We start from the raw sequence: 16617 nt of genomic DNA, 5'->3' as shown, positions 1-16617 counted from the left end.
GCCCCTTCCGGGACGCTACGGCGCCAGCAGCTCGTCCGCGTCCACGATCCGGTACGCGTAGCCCTGCTCCGCCAGGAACCGCTGCCGGTGCGCCGCGAAGTCCTGGTCGATGGTGTCCCGGGCGACCACCGAGTAGAAGTGCGCCTGGTGGCCGTCGGCCTTCGGCCGCAGCACCCGGCCGAGGCGCTGCGCCTCCTCCTGCCGGGACCCGAAGGTGCCCGACACCTGGATGGCGACCGTCGCCTCCGGCAGGTCGATCGAGAAGTTCGCGACCTTCGACACCACGAGCACGCTGATCTCGCCGGTGCGGAACGCGTCGAAGAGCCGCTCCCGCTCCTTGTTCGGCGTCTCGCCCTTGATGACCGGCGCGTCGAGGTGCTCGCCCAGCTCGTCGAGCTGGTCGATGTACTGGCCGATGACGAGGATCTGCTGCCCGGCGAACTTCCGCACCAGCGCCTCCGTCACCTTCCGCTTCGTCGCCGTCGTCGCGCAGAAGCGGTACTTCTCCTCCGGTTCGGCCGTCGCGTACGCGAGCCGTTCCGAGTCGGTCAGGTTCACCCGGACCTCGACGCAGTCGGCGGGCGCGATGTACCCCTGCGCCTCGATCTCCTTCCACGGCGCGTCGAACCGCTTCGGCCCGATCAGCGAGAACACGTCCGACTCGCGCCCGTCCTCGCGCACGAGGGTCGCGGTCAGCCCGAGCCGCCGCCGGGCCTGGAGGTCGGCGGTGAACTTGAAGACGGGCGCGGGCAGCAGGTGCACCTCGTCGTAGACGATGAGGCCCCAGTCCCGCGAGTCGAACAGCTCCAGGTGCGGGTAGACGCCCTTCCGGCGGGTCGTGAGCACCTGGTACGTGGCGATGGTGACCGGCCGGATCTCCTTCCTCGTACCGGAGTACTCGCCGATCTCGTCCTCGGTCAGCGAGGTCCGCTTCACCAGCTCGTGCTTCCACTGGCGGGCGGAGACGGTGTTCGTCACCAGGATCAGCGTCGTGGCCTTCGCCTCCGCCATCGCCCCGGCGCCGACCAGCGTCTTGCCCGCGCCGCACGGCAGCACGACGACCCCGGAACCGCCGTGCCAGAAGCCCTCCACGGCCTGCTTCTGGTACGGGCGCAGGCTCCAGCCGTCCTCGGCGAGGTCGATCCGGTGCGCCTCCCCGTCCACGTACCCGGCGAGGTCCTCGGCCGGCCAGCCCAGCTTCAGGAGGGTCTGCTTGATCTGCCCGCGCTCGGAGGGGTGCACGGCCACGGTGTCCGGGTCGATCCGCTCCCCGACCAGCGGCTGCACCTTCTTGGACCGGAGGATCTCCTCCAGGACGGGCCGGTCGGTGGTGGTCAGCACCAGCCCGTGGGTGGGGTGCTTGGAGAGGGTGAGCCGCCCGTACCGGTCCATGGTCTCGGCCACGTCCACCAGCAGGGCGTGCGGCACGGGGTAGCGCGAGTACTCCACGAGCGCGTCCACGACCTGCTCGGCGTCGTGCCCGGCGGCCCGCGCGTTCCACAGCCCGAGCGGCGTCACCCGGTACGTGTGGATGTGCTCGGGCGCCCGCTCCAGCTCCGCGAAGGGCGCGATGGCCCGGCGGCAGGCGTCGGCCAGCTCGTGGTCGACCTCCAGGAGCAGCGTCTTGTCACTCTGGACGATGAGCGGTCCGTTCACGCGTGATCAGGTCCTTCCCGGGCCGCTCCGGCGACGGCCAATCCTCCAGTCTGCCTGATGCGGGGCCTTTGCCGGCAGGGGCTGCCGCACCGGGGGCACCGGTTTCCGCGCGAGGGAGGTGACGGGAGACGAGCGTGGCCCACGATCCGCATTACGGGCCCCGGACGGTAGAAGAGGTACTGGCTCTGGGGGAGGACCGTGGTGGGCGTCGCGAATCGACGGGGGAAGCACCCTTGACGTCACCGGCTCCGGGATTCACGCACCAGCGGGCGTCGTCCCGGCTGTGGAGTCTGCTCGACTCCGCCGTCCAGGCGGCCGGCGTCTCCGCCGAGGTGCCGGAATCCGTCAACGCCGTCCTGCCCGACGGGCTCTTCATCCCCGACCTCGTCGTCGTGGAGGCCGCGGCCGCCGCCGAGAACCCGGTGACGTGCGACGCCGACGCCGTGTTCCTCGTCGTCGAGATCGTCTCGCCGTCGTCCTCAGGCCGCCGCACGGACCGGTTGCCCAAGCCGCCGTACTACGCGGAGGACGGCATCGAGCACCCGTGGCGCCTCGAACGGGAGCCCGTGCCCGCCCTCGTCGTCCCCGAGCCGCGGGACGGTCACTACGTGGAGCGCCTCGTCGCCGAGGCCGGGCGCGAGACGGCCGTGGAGGGGCCTTTCCCGCTGAAGCTCGACCCCGGCGCGCTGGTGGCCCCGCGCCGCTGACGCCCGCCCCGCTCGCCCCGGGGCCGGGCCGCCCCGGTCCCGTCCGCCCCGGCCCGGGCCGCCCCCGGCCCCGCTCACACCTGGTCGTCCGCCAGTTCCGCCACGCCCGTGATCCGGTGCAGGGGGTACGTGCGCACCTCGTCGGCCGTGTGGTCGTAGCCCGTCACGAAACCGCCCTCCACGCGGACCGGGGCGATCACGCGCTGGCTCGCCGCGCCGTCCGCGTTGACGTAGCCGATCCAGACCGCCGAGCCGGTCATCACGGCGGCCTGGACGGTCGCCAGGGTCTCGGCGGCGGAGGTGCGGGGGAGGGACCCGGCGGGCGCCGGGGCCGCCGGACCCCCGCGCACCGCCGTCGCCGCCCGGTCACCGGCCCGGATCGCGCGCACCGCCGCGCCCAGGAGCGCGTCGTCGGGGGCGGGCGGGCCGTCCGGCACGGGCACGGGGGCCGTCCGGGCGGGCGTGCGGTAGGCGTCGGCGCGGGTCACCAGGACGTCGCCCTCGGCGGACTCGGCCGCCGGGGCGTACCCCATCGACCGCAGCCCGTCGAGCAGCGTCGCCGGGTCCGTCCGCGCGGCGAGCACGGTCGGCGCGAGGCGCCGCAGGCCCAGGGCGGCGGAGCGCCGGTCGGCCAGGATCTCGCCCAGCACGGTGTCGTCGTCGCAGCGCACGTACGCGGTCGCCGCCCCCACCCGCAGGTGCCCGTGGCGCCGGGCCACGTCGTCCACCAGGTACGCGAGCGGCTGCGGCACCGGCGTGCGGGAGTGCGCGGCGAGGAAGGCGTGCAGGTCGGACGCGGTCTGCCCGGCGTCGAGCGCCCGCCGTACGGAACCGGGGGTGAACCGGTAGACCGTCGCGCCGCCCTTCGACTCCACGTCCGCGAGGACCGCGAGCGCCTCGGCCAGCGGCCGCCGCAGCGGGCCGGGCGCGACGGCCGTCAGGTCGGCCTGGAGCAGGACGTGGTCGACGGCCTCGGGCAGCAGCGGCGCGAGCAGCTCCGCCGCCCGCTCGGCGGCCACCGCCTCCTCGACCCCGCCGCCCGGGGCGGTGGGCGACGCGGCCCCGGTCAGCGGCAGGTTGAGCAGGGCGCGGGCCGGTCCCGCCAGGGCTCCCCGGCCGGTGATCCCGAGGAGTTCGGCCTCGGCGAGCGTCCAGCGCGCGAGCCGGGACCGCAGGTCGCCGGGGAGGCCGGCCTCCGGCCCGGTCGCGGGCCCCCGCGCTCCCGACCGCGCCGCCCCGCCCCGGGACGGGTGCTCCCAGCGGAGCCGGGCGAACAGCGTCTCCGGGTCGGCGGCGGCCCCCGGCGGAAGCGTCGCCAGGAGGTGGAGGACCCGGTGCCGCACCTCGGGCGCGGCCGTCCGGTCCAGGTCCGGGCCGAGCGCGGCGAGCGTACGGCCCTTGGCGTCCTGCCCGCCCACCAGCCCCGGTGTGCGGGTCGCGGCGAGCCAGGGCGTGACGAGCCGGGTCCAGCGCTCGGCGGGCGGCAGGTCCAGCCAGTGGTCGTAGGCGGGCGTCGGCGCGTACCGCTCGTCCGCCTCGCCGTCCGACGCGAGCAGCCCCGCCCCGTGGGCGAGCTCCAGCCAGAACGCCGCGGCCTGCTCCGTCACGTCCAGGGCGGCGGCCGTCCGCCGCAGGTCCCGCACCGAGAGGCCGCCCGCCCGCAGCACCTGCGGGCCGCCCCCGTCCCAGGACTTCAGCAGCTCCTCGACGGTCGCGAGCGCCGCGTGCGCCTGTCCGGCGGCCGCGCCGTCCACCGCCTCGGGGCGGTGCTCGCGCAGGACGCGCACCTCGGGCGCCACCGGCTCCGGGGTCCGGTGCGCCCGCCCGCCCCGCAGGTGCAGCGCCACCTCGCGCGGCAGCACCAGCGTCCGCTCCGACACCGGGAGCAGCAGGCCCCGGTCGCGCAGCCAGCGCACCGGGGGGGTCGGGTTCGCCGTCACCTCGCCGTACGGCGGGCCCCACACGAGCCGGTCCAGGACGGCCAGCGCCTCCGGCGACGCCTCGTCGAGGAGCGCGCCCATCCGGTCCCGGTCGGTGAAGAGCCCGGTCAGCGCCGCCACCGCCGACACCGGGTCGTGCGTCGGGGCGAGCCCGGCCGCCGTCAGGATCTCCTGCACCCGGCCCGGCGACATCCCGGCCGTCGCCTCGCCCACCGTGGGCCCGAGCCCGGTCGGCGACGGGTGCTGCGGCGACGGCGCCAGCAGCTCCCGCGCGGTCCGTACGAGCCGCAGCCGGTCGTCCTCGCCCCACACCAGGGCCTGTTCGCGCAGCAGCGCCACCGCGTCCGGCAGCGCCGCCTCGATCACCGGGTCGCCCTCGTCGCCGGTGAGCAGGGCCAGGAGCACGGGGTACGGGGCCGGGTCCGGTGCGACGGCGAGCGCCTCGGCGGTCTGGAGGGCGAACCGGTCGAGCCGCTCCAGGGCCCGCACCACCGACCCCCGCGTCCCGGCCCGGGTCGCCAGCTGCGTCAGGTCGTTCGGTACGGGATTCAGCAGGTCGGGGCGGGCGCGCAGCAGTGCGGCGAGCCCTTCGTCGCCCCGCGCGCGCAGCGCCTCCGCGAGCGTGCGGGGCGCCGTGACGGCACCAGTTCCCTCGGGCACGTGCGCCTCCCGGTCGTGCTCACCGATCCCCATCCGCCCCACGTTAGCCGCTGTTCAGGCGCTAACGTCGGGCCGTACCGGGCGAACCGGCCGTGGAGGGACACCGTGGGGATCGAGAGCGACCGGTTGGTCGACGACTATCTGAGCCGGGTCGGCGATCTGGCACAGCGACGGCAACTGCCGGCGGGCGACCGCGCGCGGCTGGTGTCGACGCTCCGGAACGAGATCGACCGGCGGCGCGCCACCCGCGGCGAGGAGGACCCGGCGGCGGTGCGCGGCATCCTCGGCGACCTGGGCAGCCCGGACGAGGTGGTGGACCGGGCGGCCCCGGAGCGGGGAGGCGTCCGGGGAAGCGGGGGGAACCCGGGGGCGGCGCGGGACCCGGAGGACGTACGGGGGCCGGCGCCGGGGCCCCGTACGGGGAAGCCGTCCCGCAGGGGGGAGAGGGGCCGTGGGGGAAGCTCCGGCGGTGCCCCGCCCGGCACCGGCGCCCGGGACGGCTCCGGGGCGGGCGGCCCGGCCGGGTCCGGTCCCGGAAGGCCCGGAATCCCGGCACCGCGCCCCGGCGCGTCGGACCCCGGCGGCCCCCTGTTCCACGGGGGCGTGGCCGGAGCCGCCTTCGACGGGCCGGGGGAGCCCGACTGGTGGCGGGCGGAGGAGGAGGCCGCGGGCGTCCCCGGCTTCGTCGGCGGGGTCGAGCGTCCGGACCTCTTCAGGCCGCCCGAGCCCCCGGAGGACGAGGACGAGGAGGAGGCCGGGGACCCGGCCCCGGGGAAGCGCCGCCCGTTCGCCCGGCTGCTCCGCCGGCGCCGGGCCGGGACCCCGGAACCCGCCCCGGCGGCGGAGCCGGCGGCCCCGTCCCGCCCCCGCTTCGCCGGCTCTTTCGTGCTGCTGGCCGCGCTGCTCCTCCTCGGGGGCGCCGTCTTCGGCTCGCTCGTCGCCCTGGCCGCGGGCTGGCTCCTCGCCCACGCCTCCCGCCGGCTGACCCCCGGCGAGGCGAAGGCGGCCGTCCTGGTGATCCCCGGTCTCTCCGCCGCGTCCGGGATCGTCTGGCTGTGGGGCCGCGTCGAGGGGCGCTGGGGAGCCCCGGTGGGCGCGGGCGGAGAGGCGATGGGCGCGGCGGTCTCCGAGACCTGGCCGTGGGTCCTGAGGGGCGCGGCGGTCGCCTCGGCCCTGTTCCTGCTGTGGCGCGCCCGCAGACCCCGCAGGCACTGAGCCCGCCCCCGAGGCGCCCGCCCGACCCGTACGGACGATCCCGACCCGCTCCGGCCCGTACGGGTACGGGCGACCCCGACCCGCCCGACCCGTGCGCTCCGGGAACCCCGGCCCGGCGCGCGGTCCCGTCCACCCGACCCGTCCGCCCGCTCGCGCACCCGCCGAGAATGGGGACATGACCTCCCCGAACACCGCCCGTACCCCCGGCGGCCCCGACGCGCCCCTCACCGTCGGGTTCGACCTCGACCTGACCCTCCTCGACACCCGGCCCGGCATCAAGGCCACCTACGAGGCGTTCGCGGCCGAGGTCGGCGTCGCGATCGACGCCGACCTCGCCGTGACCCGCCTCGGGCCGCCGCTCGAACACGAGCTGGCGTACTGGTTCCCCCAGGAGCGCGTCCCGGAGATGGCGGCCCGCTACCGGTCGCTCTACCCGCGCCACGCGATCGGGCCCACGGTCCCGATGCCGGGCGCCAGGGACGCGCTCCGGGCCGTCCACGAGACGGGCGGCCGGACGCTCGTCGTCACCGCGAAGAACGGCCCGCACGCCGCGCTGCACATGAAGCACCTCGGCATGGAGCCCGACGAGCTCGTCGGCGGTCTGTGGGCCGAGGGCAAGGCGGAGGCCCTGCGCGCCCACGGCGCCCGCGTGTACGTGGGGGACCACACCGGCGACGTCCGGGGCGCCGCGGCGGCGGGCGCCCTCTCGGTGGCCGTGGCGACCGGACCCTGCTCCGCCGAGGAGCTGCGGGAGGCCGGCGCGGACGTGGTCCTGACGGACCTGACGGACTTCCGTGCCTGGTGGGAGGGCTACCGGGCCTGAGCGGGGGCGTCCGCGCCGGCCCTGTCACGGCGGCGCTGGGCCGCGATCGACCGCATCAGTCCGGCGCCCGCGACGAGGAAACCGACCCCCATCAGCATGGAGACGGTGTACGCGACGGTGGGGAACGGGTCCGTCCCGAGGAACAGCGGGGCCACGGTGACCAGCGTCGCGACCGCGCCGATCGCGAAGAGGATCACACCGGCCTTGACGAGACCGTCACCGGGAACGCTGTCGTCCACCGGCGCGGCGGGGGTTTCACTGCGCATCCGGCCAGGGTAGTTCCCGGGCCGGAGGAACACACCGGCGACGTCTTGTCACCGGCCCCCGGAGCATTAGCCTTGGTGGCGGCGGGTCGGTCGGCCCGCCGTTTGCCATCCCCATCGACGAGGACGAGGACGGACGTGCCTACCGGCAAGGTGAAATGGTTCAACAGCGAGAAGGGCTTCGGCTTCCTCTCCCGCGACGACGGCGGTGACGTCTTCGTCCACTCGTCGGTGCTCCCTGCCGGGACCGAGGAGCTGAAGCCGGGGCAGCGGGTCGAGTTCGGCGTCGTCGCGGGCCAGCGCGGCGACCAGGCGCTGTCCGTCGTGGTCCTCGACCCCACCCCGTCCGTCGCCGCCGCGCAGCGCCGCAAGCCCGACGAACTCGCGTCCATCGTGCAGGACCTGACGACGCTCCTGGAGAACATCACGCCGATGCTGGAGCGGGGCCGCTACCCGGAGAAGACCCAGGGCAAGAAGATCGCCGGGCTGCTGCGGGCGGTCGCGGACCAGCTCGACGTGTAGCCGGACCGGACGCGCGGCCCCGGATCAGGGGAACGACAGCGCGTCCGGGCCGAGGGGCGGTACGAGCCCCTCGGCCGCGGCGCGGGTGAGCAGCCCGCGGACCGCCGCGTAACCGTGCTCGCCGAGGTCGGCGGTGAACTCGTTCACGTAGAGCCCGATGTGCTGGTCCGCCACCTTCGGGTCCATCTCCTGCGCGTGCTCCAGGACGTACGGCCGGGACGCCTCCGGGTCGTCCCAGGCCATCCGCACGGACGCGCGGGCCGCGTCGGCGATCCGCCGGAGGGCGTCCGCGCCGAGCGAGCGGCGGGCGACGATCGCGCCGAGCGGGATCGGGAGCCCGGTCGTGGCCTCCCAGTGCTCGCCCATGTCCGCGAGGCGGTACAGCCCGTACTCCTGGTACGTGAAGCGGGCCTCGTGGATGACGAGCCCCGCGTCCACCCGGCCGTCGCGGACGGCGGGCATGATCTCGTGGAACGGCATGACGACGATCTCACCGACCCCGCCGGGCACGGCCTCCGCCGCCCACAGCCGGAACAGCAGGTACGCGGTCGACCGCTCGCTCGGCACCGCGACCCGCTTCCCCGCCAGGTCGGCCCCGGTGGCCGCCGACCGGGTCAGGACGAGCGGCCCGCAGCCCCGGCCGAGGGCGCCGCCGCAGGGCAGCAGGGCGTACTCGTCGAGGATCCAGGGCAGCACGGCGTACGACACCTTCAGGACGTCGTGCGCGTCGGTGCCGCTCTCGGCCCAGCCGTTGGTGACGTCGATGTCCGCGAAGGTCACGTCGAGCCGGGGGGCGTCCGGGACGCGGCCGTGGGCCCAGGCGTCGAAGACGAAGGTGTCGTTCGGGCAGGGCGAGTAGGCGATCTTCAGTTTCACGGCGCCTCCACGAAGACGGTGCGGCTGAGGAGCTGGGCGGTGTGCCGGAGCGCCTCCAGGGCGTCTCCGATGCGCCAGGCGGCGCGGTCGCGCGGGCCGACGGCGTTCGACACGGTCCGGAGTTCGACGACGGGCACCCCGTACGCGGCGGCGGCCTCGGCGACCCCGAAGCCCTCCATCGCCTCGGCGGCGGCCCCGGGGTGCCGTTCCGCAAGCTCGGCGGCGCGCCGGGCGGTGCCGGTGACGGTGGAGACGGTGAGGACGGGCGCGACGGCGCACGGCAGGCCCCCGGCGGCCAGGACGCCGGCGATGCGGCCGGTCAGCGCCGCGGGTACGGGGTGCGCGGAGCGCCCGAAGCCGAGCTCCTCGACGGAGAGGTACCCGTCGGGGGTCTCCGCCCCGAGGTCGGCGGCGACGATCGCGGACGAGACGACGACGGAACCGGGCGGGGCCGACGGCTGGAACCCGCCGGCGATCCCGGCGGAGACGACGAGATCGTACGGGCGGTCGCGGTCGCGGTCGCGACCACCGGCCGCCGGGTCCGTGAGCGAGGCGTGGGCCAGGGCCGTTCCCGTCGCGGCGGCGACGGCCGCGGGGCCGACCCCGCCGACGAGGACGTCGACGCGCGCGCCGGTCCCGTCCGCGTGACGGCGCAGGACGAGGCCCCCCGGCAGCGGAACGGGCCGCGGGGCGGCGGATCCGAGGCCGGCGGTGACGGAGTCCGCCTCCGCCGCCACGGCCGTCACGATCAGGATCCGGTGGACCACCGGCGGATCAGGAGTCCTTCTTCAGCTGGAAGTGCCAGACACCGGTGAGCTTCTTGCCGGTGTTCTCGACGATGGTCACCTGGGCGTTGTCGGTGGCCTCGCCGGTCTGGCTGGTGAAGAAGGCGCTGGCCGGGATGGTCCGGTACGTCTTCTTGTAGGGCTCGGGCTCGGCCTGCTGGCCGCCGAGGAAGATCGTCCAGCCGTGGTCCGCGACCTCCGGGTCCACGCCGAAGCGGATCTTGTCGTCCATCGCCACGGCGATGGACTTGTCGGCCTTCTTGTTGAGGCACTGCTGGATCTGCGACTCCTTGAGGGCGTCGCCGTTGTTGTAGCAGGCGGCCTCGGAGTGGACCGAGTCGGTCCCGACCGTCAGGGTCGCGAGCGGAGTCGGCTTGTCGCAGGCGGAGAGGACGAGGAGCCCGGCGGAGACGGCCCCGAGGGCGACGGCGGCCCGGCGGCGCGAGCCGGAGAAGAACGCAACGGTCATGAGCCGAAGGCTATCGGGCCGCCGCTTCCGTGCCACGCGGGGGTACGGCGTGCCGCCTTCCGGCGGGCGGCGGGCTGGGCCATCCGTACCCCTGGGGCCGTGCCCGGAGACCCGGGGGGACCGTGTCCGGAGCACCGGAGGGCCCCTGCCCGGAGCCCCCGAGGGGCCTGCCCCGAGCCTTTGAGGGACCCGGCCCCGAGCACCTGAGGGATCCTGCCCCGAGCCCTTGAGGGACCTTGCCCCGCGCACCTGAGGGACCTTGCTTCGATCCCCCTGAGGAATGTGGATCGGGCCCTGGGGGCCCTGCCCGGGCCCCGGAGGGAGCCCCGCCGCCCTGGACGCCGGTCCGTACCGCCGGGTCGCCGGTCCGTACCGCCGGGCTATGCCACCCGGGTCTTCGGGCGCTTCTCGGGGTTCGGCCGCCGACGGGCCTCCGTGAGGAGGCCGCGGACGGCGAGGAGGGCGCCCAGGGCCAGGATCGCGGCCGCCACGGACATGCCGAGGGTGCCGTTCAGGGGGAGCGCGATGCCGATCGCGCCGCCCACCACCCATGCCATCTGGAGGGCCGTCTCGGAGCGCGCGAACGCCGAGGTCCGCACCGCTTCGGGCACGTCCCGCTGGATCAGCGCGTCCAGGGACAGCTTGGACAGGGCCTGGGTGGTGCCCGCGACCGCGCCCAGGACGGCGACCATCACGCCGCCGAAGAAGACCGCCGTGCAGATCGCGGTGCCGAGCACCGCGCTGATCATCGTGGCGATGATCACCTCGGGGCCGTGGCCCCGGTCCCGGAGCAGCGAGCCGGCCGCCGTGCCGCACGCGTTGCCCACGCCGGCCGCCACGCCCACGATGCCGAGGGAGACGGCGGCGCTCTGTCCCGAGAGCGGGTGCTCGCGCAGCAGGAACGCCAGGAAGAAGATGAGGAAGCCCGACAGCATGCGCTGGGCCGCGTTCGCCGCCAGGCCGTGCAGGACGGACGGCCCGACCGTCCGCAGGCCCGGCTTCCGCGCGCCGCGCGTCCTCCCGCGCCCCCCGCCGGACGCGCGACCGCGGGCGCGGGGCTCCTCCGGGGGTTCGTCGTGCGCCAGCAGATGGGCCCGCCGCTCGCCCTTCGCGGAGTCCACCTTGGGCGGCATGCGCAGCGCCCAGAACACCCCGAGCAGGAACAGCGCGCACGCCCCGTACAGCGGCCAGCCCGGCCCGATCGTCTGGAGCCCCGCCCCGACGGGCGCGGCGATCCCGGTGGCCAGGAGCCCGGCCAGGGTGACTCGGGAGTTCGCCTTCACGAGCGAGAAGTCCGGTGGCAGCAGCCGGGGCACGACCGCGCTGCGCACCACCCCGTACGCCTTCGAGGCCACGAGCACGCCGAGCGCGGCCGGGTACAGCTCGATGCCGCCGGTGGCGACCGCCCCGGACATCATGATCGCCAGGACCGCGCGGGTCCCCATCGCGCCCGCCATCGCCGCCCGCCTGCCGTGCGGGACGCGGTCCAGGAGCGGACCGATCACGGGGGCGAGCAGGGTGAACGGGGCCATGGTGATGGCGAGGTAGAGGGCGACGCGGCCGCGCGCCTCGTCGGTCGGCACGGAGAAGAAGACGGTGGAGGCGAGGGCGACGGTGATCATGACGTCCCCGGCGCCGTTCACGGCGTGCAGCTCGATCAGCTTGCCGAGCCCCGACTCGCCCGCCCCGTGCGCGTGGGTGGCCTTCCGGATGCCCCTCGCGGTGCCGGTGAACGGCAGGTGCAGGGCACGGCCGACCGCCCGGCCCGCTCTCCGGAGCGGCCCGGCGTGATCCTCGGATCGTACGGGGGACCGTGCGGCTGCCACCCCGTCATAGTGCCCCAAGGCCGGGATGTGAATCGTGGCGTGACGCGGAAGACGATCAGGGACGTCCGCGGCCCGGCCCGTACGGGCAGGTCCCGGAGGGGTGCCGGCGCACGGCCCGGGCGACCGCCCGCCCCGGGCGTGTCGCCCGCCGGGAGGGTGGCGGGGCCGGGGTCGGGTCCGGGTCCGGGGTCCGGGTTCGGGGTTCGGGGTGTCAAGTTCGGGGTCCGGGTTCGGGTCCGGGACGGATGCCGGAGCGGGTCGGCGGGCGCGTCCCCGGAGCCGGTGGACGGGCCTCTTGGGACCGGCAGGTGGGCGGAGGGGCGCGGACGGGGTAGCGTGCGTAGCGCGTCACCGGCGGAAGCTCTCGGCCGCGCGCCTCTTCGGCATCCCGCAGAATGGATGGCGGTAGGTGTGCCCGAGACGCGCGAGACACGTCGGGCGCGGACGTCGATGCGGCCCCCCGGTCCGCTCCGCCCGCCGCCCGTTGCTTCGCTCCCGCCTCCCGGCCGGCGCACCTGTGAGACGGCGTAGGAGAGAAGCGATACCTGTGAGTGCTGCGACGACGCGAAGCGGTACCCCGCGTGCCCCGCGAGCCACGCGTACCCCCGACCGCCTGTGCGCCGAGGCGGTGGACCTCGCGCGGGAGGCCGCCGAGGAGGCGGCCGCCCCGGGGATCGTGGGCGCGCACGTCGAGGTCGTCGCGGAGGGCGACCGCGTCGTCACGCACCTCTTCGAGTCCAAGGAGCCCGGCTACCGGGGCTGGCGCTGGGCGGTGACCGTCACGCGGGCCTCCCGCGCCAAGAACGTCACGCTCGACGAAACCGTCCTGCTGCCCGGCCCCGACTCCCTCCTCGCCCCCGAGTGGGTGCCGTGGAGCGAGCGGCTGCGCCCCGGCGACATGGGCCCGGGGGACCTGCTGCCGACCGAGCAGGACGACCCGCGCCTCGAACCGGGGTACACGGGCGAGGACGTGCCGCCGCCGAACTCCGCCGTCTCGGAGGAGCTGGCGGACCACCTCGACGTCGAGGACGCCGAGATCGTGGCCCGCATCCCCTCGCGGGGTTCGATCGCCTCGGTCGCGGAGGAGCTGGGCCTGCGGCGGGCCCGGGTCCTCTCCCGCTACGGCCTGCGCGTGGCCGCGGACCGCTGGGACGACGCCTTCGGCGCCAACACGCCCATGGCGCAGGCGGCCCCGGCGACCTGCGCGTCCTGCGCCTTCCTGATGCCGCTCTCCGGCTCCCTGAAGCAGGCGTTCGGCGTGTGCGCCAACGAGTTCTCCCCGGCGGACGGCCGGGTCGTCTCCCTCGCGTACGGCTGCGGGGGGCACTCGGAGGCCGCCGTCATGCCGAAGCCGCCCCGCCCCGCGCTCCCGGTCTTCGACTCGACGGCCGTCGACGCCTTCCCCCTCCGCCCGGCCGGGGACTCCGGCTCCACGACGGAACCGGACGCGGCGTCGGAGGACCTGGGGCACTCCTAGGGCACTCCCCGGGCGCGTCCCGGGGCCACCCGGACGCCGGTCGCGTGCCGCCCCGCGCGGGCGGGCCCGGGGGTACGGGGGGCCGTTCGCGCTCCGTCGGCCGGGGGTCTCCGGGCGCGGTACCTTCGGGCCCCGGGGTCACCGGCCCCGGGACGTGACGCCGCCGCGCGGTGCCACGCCGCGGCAACCGCCCCGCGCGGAACCGCTCCCCGCAGAACCGCCCTCAGAACCGCAGAGTGGAGTCAGACGTGAGCGTCAGCGTCCGGACGACGACCGACGGAACCGACCCCTTCGGCACCGCACGGCTGCGGCGCGGGGTGCTCGACGCCTGGGGCGCCTCCCCCGCCCGCTTCCGCGAGGACGCCAACGCCGAGGAGGACCTCGCCCTCGGCGGCTACCGCGACCGGCTCGTGGTCGAGCTGGCCCAGAACGCCGCCGACGCCGCCCGCCGCGCCGGCGTCACCGGCCGCCTCCGCCTGACCCTGCACCCGGCGGACCGCGAGGGTCCCGCCGTCCTGGCCGCCGCCAACACCGGTGCCCCGCTGGACGCCGCCGGCGCCGAGTCGCTGTCCACCCTCCGCGCCTCCGCCAAGCGCGAGCAGGGCGGCGGCCCGCACGGACCGGGCGCGGTCGGCCGGTTCGGCGTCGGTTTCGCCGCCGTCCTCGCCGTCACCGACGAGCCCGCCGTCCTGAGCCGCCACGGGGGCGTCCGCTGGTCCCTCGCGGAGGCCCGCGACCTGGCCGCCGAGGCCGCCCGGTACAGCCCGGGCCTCGGCGACGAGCTGCGCCGCCGCGACGGCCACGTCCCCCTCCTGCGCCTCCCGCTGCCCGCCGAGGGCACCGCCCCCGAGGGCTACGACACCGTCGTGGTCCTGCCGCTGCGCGACGCCGCCGCCCGGGACCTCACCGAACGGCTCCTCTCCTCGGTCGACGACGCCCTGCTCCTCACCCTGCCCGGCCTCGCCGAGGTCGTGGTCGAGACGCCCGAGGGGGTACGGACCCTCCGCCGCTCCGAGGAGGGCGGCCACGTCCGCGTCGAGGACAGCGCCACCGGCTCCCACCGCTGGCGGACCGTCACCCACGGCGGCCCGATCGAACCCGAGCTCCTCAAGGACCGTCCGGTCGAGGAGCGCCTCCGCCCCCACTGGTCCGTCACCTGGGCCGTGCCCGTGGACGACGCGGGCGCCCCGCGCTACCCGCGCACCACCCCCGTCGTGCACGCCCCCACCCCCACGGACGAGCCCCTGGGGATCCCCGCCCTCCTCATCGCGACCCTGCCGCTCGACACCGCCCGCCGCCACCCGGCGCCCGGTCCGCTCACCGACTTCCTGGTGCGGCGGGCGGCCGACGCGTACGCGGAACTCCTCGCCGACTGGCGGCCGGTGACGCCCTCCGCGCTCGACCTCGTCCCCGGGCCGCTCGGCAAGGGCCCGCTCGACGGGGCGCTGCGCGAGGCGATCCTCGACCGGCTGCCGCGCGTCGCGTTCCTGGCGCCCGCCGTCCCCACCGAGGAGCTGCCCGCGCTCCGCCCCGTCGAGGCGGAGGTCGTGGAGGGCGCGGGCGCGGACACCGTGAACGTGCTCGCGGAGGTCTTCCCGACGCTCCTCCCGGCGGGCCTGGAGCGCCGGCCGGAGCTGCGCACGCTCGGCGTCGGCCGCGTGCCCCTGACCGAGGCGATCGACCGCCTGGCCGGGGTGGACCGGGACCCCTCCTGGTGGTGGCGGCTCTACGACTCGCTGGCCGGGGTGGACCCGGACCGGCTGACGGGGCTCCCGGTGCCGTTGACGGAGGAGGTCGAGGGCGCCCGGGGCCGTACGGCGATCGGCCCCCGCCAGGTCCTCCTCCCGCAGGAGGAGACCCCCGCCGAACTGGCCCGGCTCGGTCTGAAGGTGGCCCACCCGGAGGCGGCCCACCCGCTCCTGGAGAAGCTGGGCGCCCTGCCCGCCACGCCCCGGGCGATCCTGCGGACCCACCAGGTGCGGCTCGCGGTCGCGGCCTCCCTGGACGTGGGCGACATCTGGGACGAGGACGTGAACGCCCTGGACGCCGAGGAGCTGGCCGAGACGGTCCTCGGCCTGGTCAGGGACGCGGGCCTCGAACCGGGCGAGGAGCCGTGGCTGGGCGCGCTCGCCCTCCCCGACGAGGACGGCGAACTCTCCCCCGCGGGCGAACTCGTCATGCCCGGGTCGCCCTTCGCCGCCGTCATGCGGGAGGGTGAACTCGCCTTCGTCGACGCCGACCTCGCCGCTCGTTGGGGTGAACGTCCGCTCGCCGCCTGCGGGGTGCTCGCCACGTTCGGGTTGGTCCGTACGAGTGATCTCGTCCTCGACCCGGACGAGGTCGAGCCCCGCGACGGCGACTACCCCGAGCCGGACGACGCCGGACTCCTCGACGCGATCGACGTGTGGTGCGAGGACGTCCTCGACCGGCTGCCGCCGTCGCCGGTGCCGCCGGTGGCGACGGAGATCGTGGCCGTACGGGACCTGGACCTGGTGGACGACGACGCCTGGCCCCGGGCGCTCGCCCTGCTGGCCGTCCCGCCCCTGAGGGACGCCCTGATCCAGCCCGTACGGGTCCTCCTCCCGGACGGCACCACCGAGACGGTCCGCTCGTACACGGCCTGGTGGCTCCGGGACCACCCCGTACTGGACGGCCGCCGCCCGGCCGGACTGCGCGCGGCGGGCACCGACCCCCTCCTGATCGGCCTGTACGACCCCGCCGACGCGACCGGCTTCGAGGACGAGCAGGTCCTGCGCGCCCTCGGCGTCCGCACCTCGGTCGCGGCGCTCCTGGACGAGCCGGGCGGCGCGGCGGAGCTGCTGGCCCGGCTGGCCGACCCGGACCGCGAGGTGACGGCCGACCGGCTCCACGCCCTCTACACGGCCCTCGCGGACCTGGACCCGGAGCAGGTGACCCTCCCGGAGGAGCTGCGGGCGGTCGTGGACGGCACCCCGACGGTGGTGGACGCGGCGGAGGCCGTGGTGGCGGACGCCCCCGACCTCCTCCCGCTGACGGCGGGCCTGCCCCTCCTCCCCGTGTCCCCGTCCCGCGCGGCGGACCTGGCGGAGCTGCTCCAGGTGCGGCGCCTGAGCGAGACGGTGGAGGCGGAGGTCACGACGGCCGGCGAGGAGCACGAGGTCCCGGCCGCCGTGGCCGCCCTCCTCGGCCCCTCGGCCCCGGCCACGTACGTCGAGCACGAGGAGCTGCGCGCGGGCGGCGTCGAACTCGACTGGCGCCGCACCCCCGACGGCACCGTCCACGCCGCGACCCTGGAGGGCGTGGCCGCCGGCCTGGCCTGGGCCGCCGGCCAGTGGCCCCGCCGCTTCGAGGTCGCGGCCCTCCTGGAGGACCCGACCCGCACGGAGGAGCTGGCGCGGGACCGCTGGTTCGACTGACAC

At 76.3% G+C, this 16617-nt stretch carries 13 protein-coding genes; 6 read left to right on the top strand and 7 right to left on the bottom strand.

Annotation, left to right across the window (positions count from 1 at the left end; all coding sequences use genetic code 11):
* Positions 1–15 precede the first annotated feature (15 nt).
* Entirely contained in the window at positions 16–1656 is a 1641-nt protein-coding gene (locus ACFYZY_RS01570; RefSeq protein ID WP_388688523.1) for a DNA repair helicase XPB, read from the bottom strand.
* A 134-nt stretch (positions 1657–1790) separates the two neighbouring features.
* Between ACFYZY_RS01570 and ACFYZY_RS01565 the strand changes: the two genes are divergently transcribed.
* Positions 1791–2363 (top strand): Uma2 family endonuclease, encoded by a 573-nt coding sequence (locus tag ACFYZY_RS01565; protein ID WP_388688520.1) that lies wholly within the window; start codon positions 1791–1793, stop codon positions 2361–2363.
* 74 nt (positions 2364–2437) lie between these two features.
* On the opposite strand, the gene ACFYZY_RS01560 is transcribed toward ACFYZY_RS01565, so the two are convergent.
* Complete coding sequence (locus ACFYZY_RS01560; protein ID WP_388688517.1) at positions 2438–4996, bottom strand: helicase-associated domain-containing protein; 2559 nt, start codon at positions 4994–4996, stop codon at positions 2438–2440.
* 72 nt (positions 4997–5068) lie between these two features.
* Here ACFYZY_RS01560 and ACFYZY_RS01555 point away from each other — a divergent pair, with 72 nt between their 5' ends.
* Both ACFYZY_RS01555 and ACFYZY_RS01550 read left to right on the top strand, forming a co-directional pair.
* Positions 5069–6178, top strand: coding sequence for a hypothetical protein (locus ACFYZY_RS01555; protein WP_388688514.1), 1110 nt, complete (start codon positions 5069–5071; stop codon positions 6176–6178).
* Between the two features lie 175 nt (positions 6179–6353).
* Complete coding sequence (locus ACFYZY_RS01550) at positions 6354–7001, top strand: HAD family hydrolase (protein WP_388688511.1); 648 nt, start codon at positions 6354–6356, stop codon at positions 6999–7001.
* Here the strand turns inward: ACFYZY_RS01550 and ACFYZY_RS01545 are convergent.
* Positions 6989–7267, bottom strand: coding sequence for a hypothetical protein (locus ACFYZY_RS01545; RefSeq protein ID WP_388688508.1), 279 nt, complete (start codon positions 7265–7267; stop codon positions 6989–6991). The two genes, ACFYZY_RS01550 and ACFYZY_RS01545, sit on opposite strands and share 13 nt — an antisense overlap.
* A 135-nt stretch (positions 7268–7402) precedes the next feature.
* Here ACFYZY_RS01545 and ACFYZY_RS01540 point away from each other — a divergent pair, with 135 nt between their 5' ends.
* Positions 7403–7786, top strand: coding sequence for a cold-shock protein (locus ACFYZY_RS01540; RefSeq protein WP_388688506.1), 384 nt, complete (start codon positions 7403–7405; stop codon positions 7784–7786).
* A 24-nt stretch (positions 7787–7810) separates the two neighbouring features.
* Here ACFYZY_RS01540 and ACFYZY_RS01535 read toward each other — a convergent pair whose 3' ends face one another.
* The 4 genes from ACFYZY_RS01535 to ACFYZY_RS01520 all read right to left on the bottom strand — a co-directional run bounded on the left by ACFYZY_RS01535 (position 7811) and on the right by ACFYZY_RS01520 (position 11742).
* Positions 7811–8662 (bottom strand): 1,4-dihydroxy-6-naphthoate synthase, encoded by an 852-nt coding sequence (locus ACFYZY_RS01535; protein WP_388688503.1) that lies wholly within the window; start codon positions 8660–8662, stop codon positions 7811–7813.
* Positions 8659–9429 (bottom strand): futalosine hydrolase, encoded by a 771-nt coding sequence (locus ACFYZY_RS01530; RefSeq protein WP_388688500.1) that lies wholly within the window; start codon positions 9427–9429, stop codon positions 8659–8661. Before ACFYZY_RS01530 ends, ACFYZY_RS01535 begins: the two co-directional genes overlap by 4 nt.
* Positions 9430–9436: 7 nt before the next feature.
* Entirely contained in the window at positions 9437–9916 is a 480-nt protein-coding gene (locus ACFYZY_RS01525) for a DUF2771 domain-containing protein (RefSeq protein WP_388688499.1), read from the bottom strand.
* Between the two features lie 380 nt (positions 9917–10296).
* The gene (locus ACFYZY_RS01520) at positions 10297–11742 is read right to left on the bottom strand and encodes an MFS transporter (RefSeq protein WP_388688496.1); all 1446 of its coding nucleotides are present in this window, start codon (positions 11740–11742) and stop codon (positions 10297–10299) included.
* Positions 11743–12289: 547 nt separating this feature from the next.
* On the opposite strand from ACFYZY_RS01520, the gene ACFYZY_RS01515 reads away from it, so the two are divergent.
* A complete protein-coding gene (locus ACFYZY_RS01515) occupies positions 12290–13219 on the top strand; it encodes a DUF3027 domain-containing protein (RefSeq protein ID WP_388688493.1) in 930 nt (309 codons plus the stop codon).
* Between the two features lie 236 nt (positions 13220–13455).
* Entirely contained in the window at positions 13456–16614 is a 3159-nt protein-coding gene (locus ACFYZY_RS01510; RefSeq protein ID WP_388688491.1) for a sacsin N-terminal ATP-binding-like domain-containing protein, read from the top strand.
* Positions 16615–16617: the final 3 nt, after the last annotated feature.

The organism is Streptomyces sp. NPDC001744 (assembly GCF_042892575.1).
Classification (GTDB): Bacteria; Actinomycetota; Actinomycetes; order Streptomycetales; family Streptomycetaceae; genus Streptomyces.
This window is presented reverse-complemented; position numbering and strand designations above follow the sequence as displayed.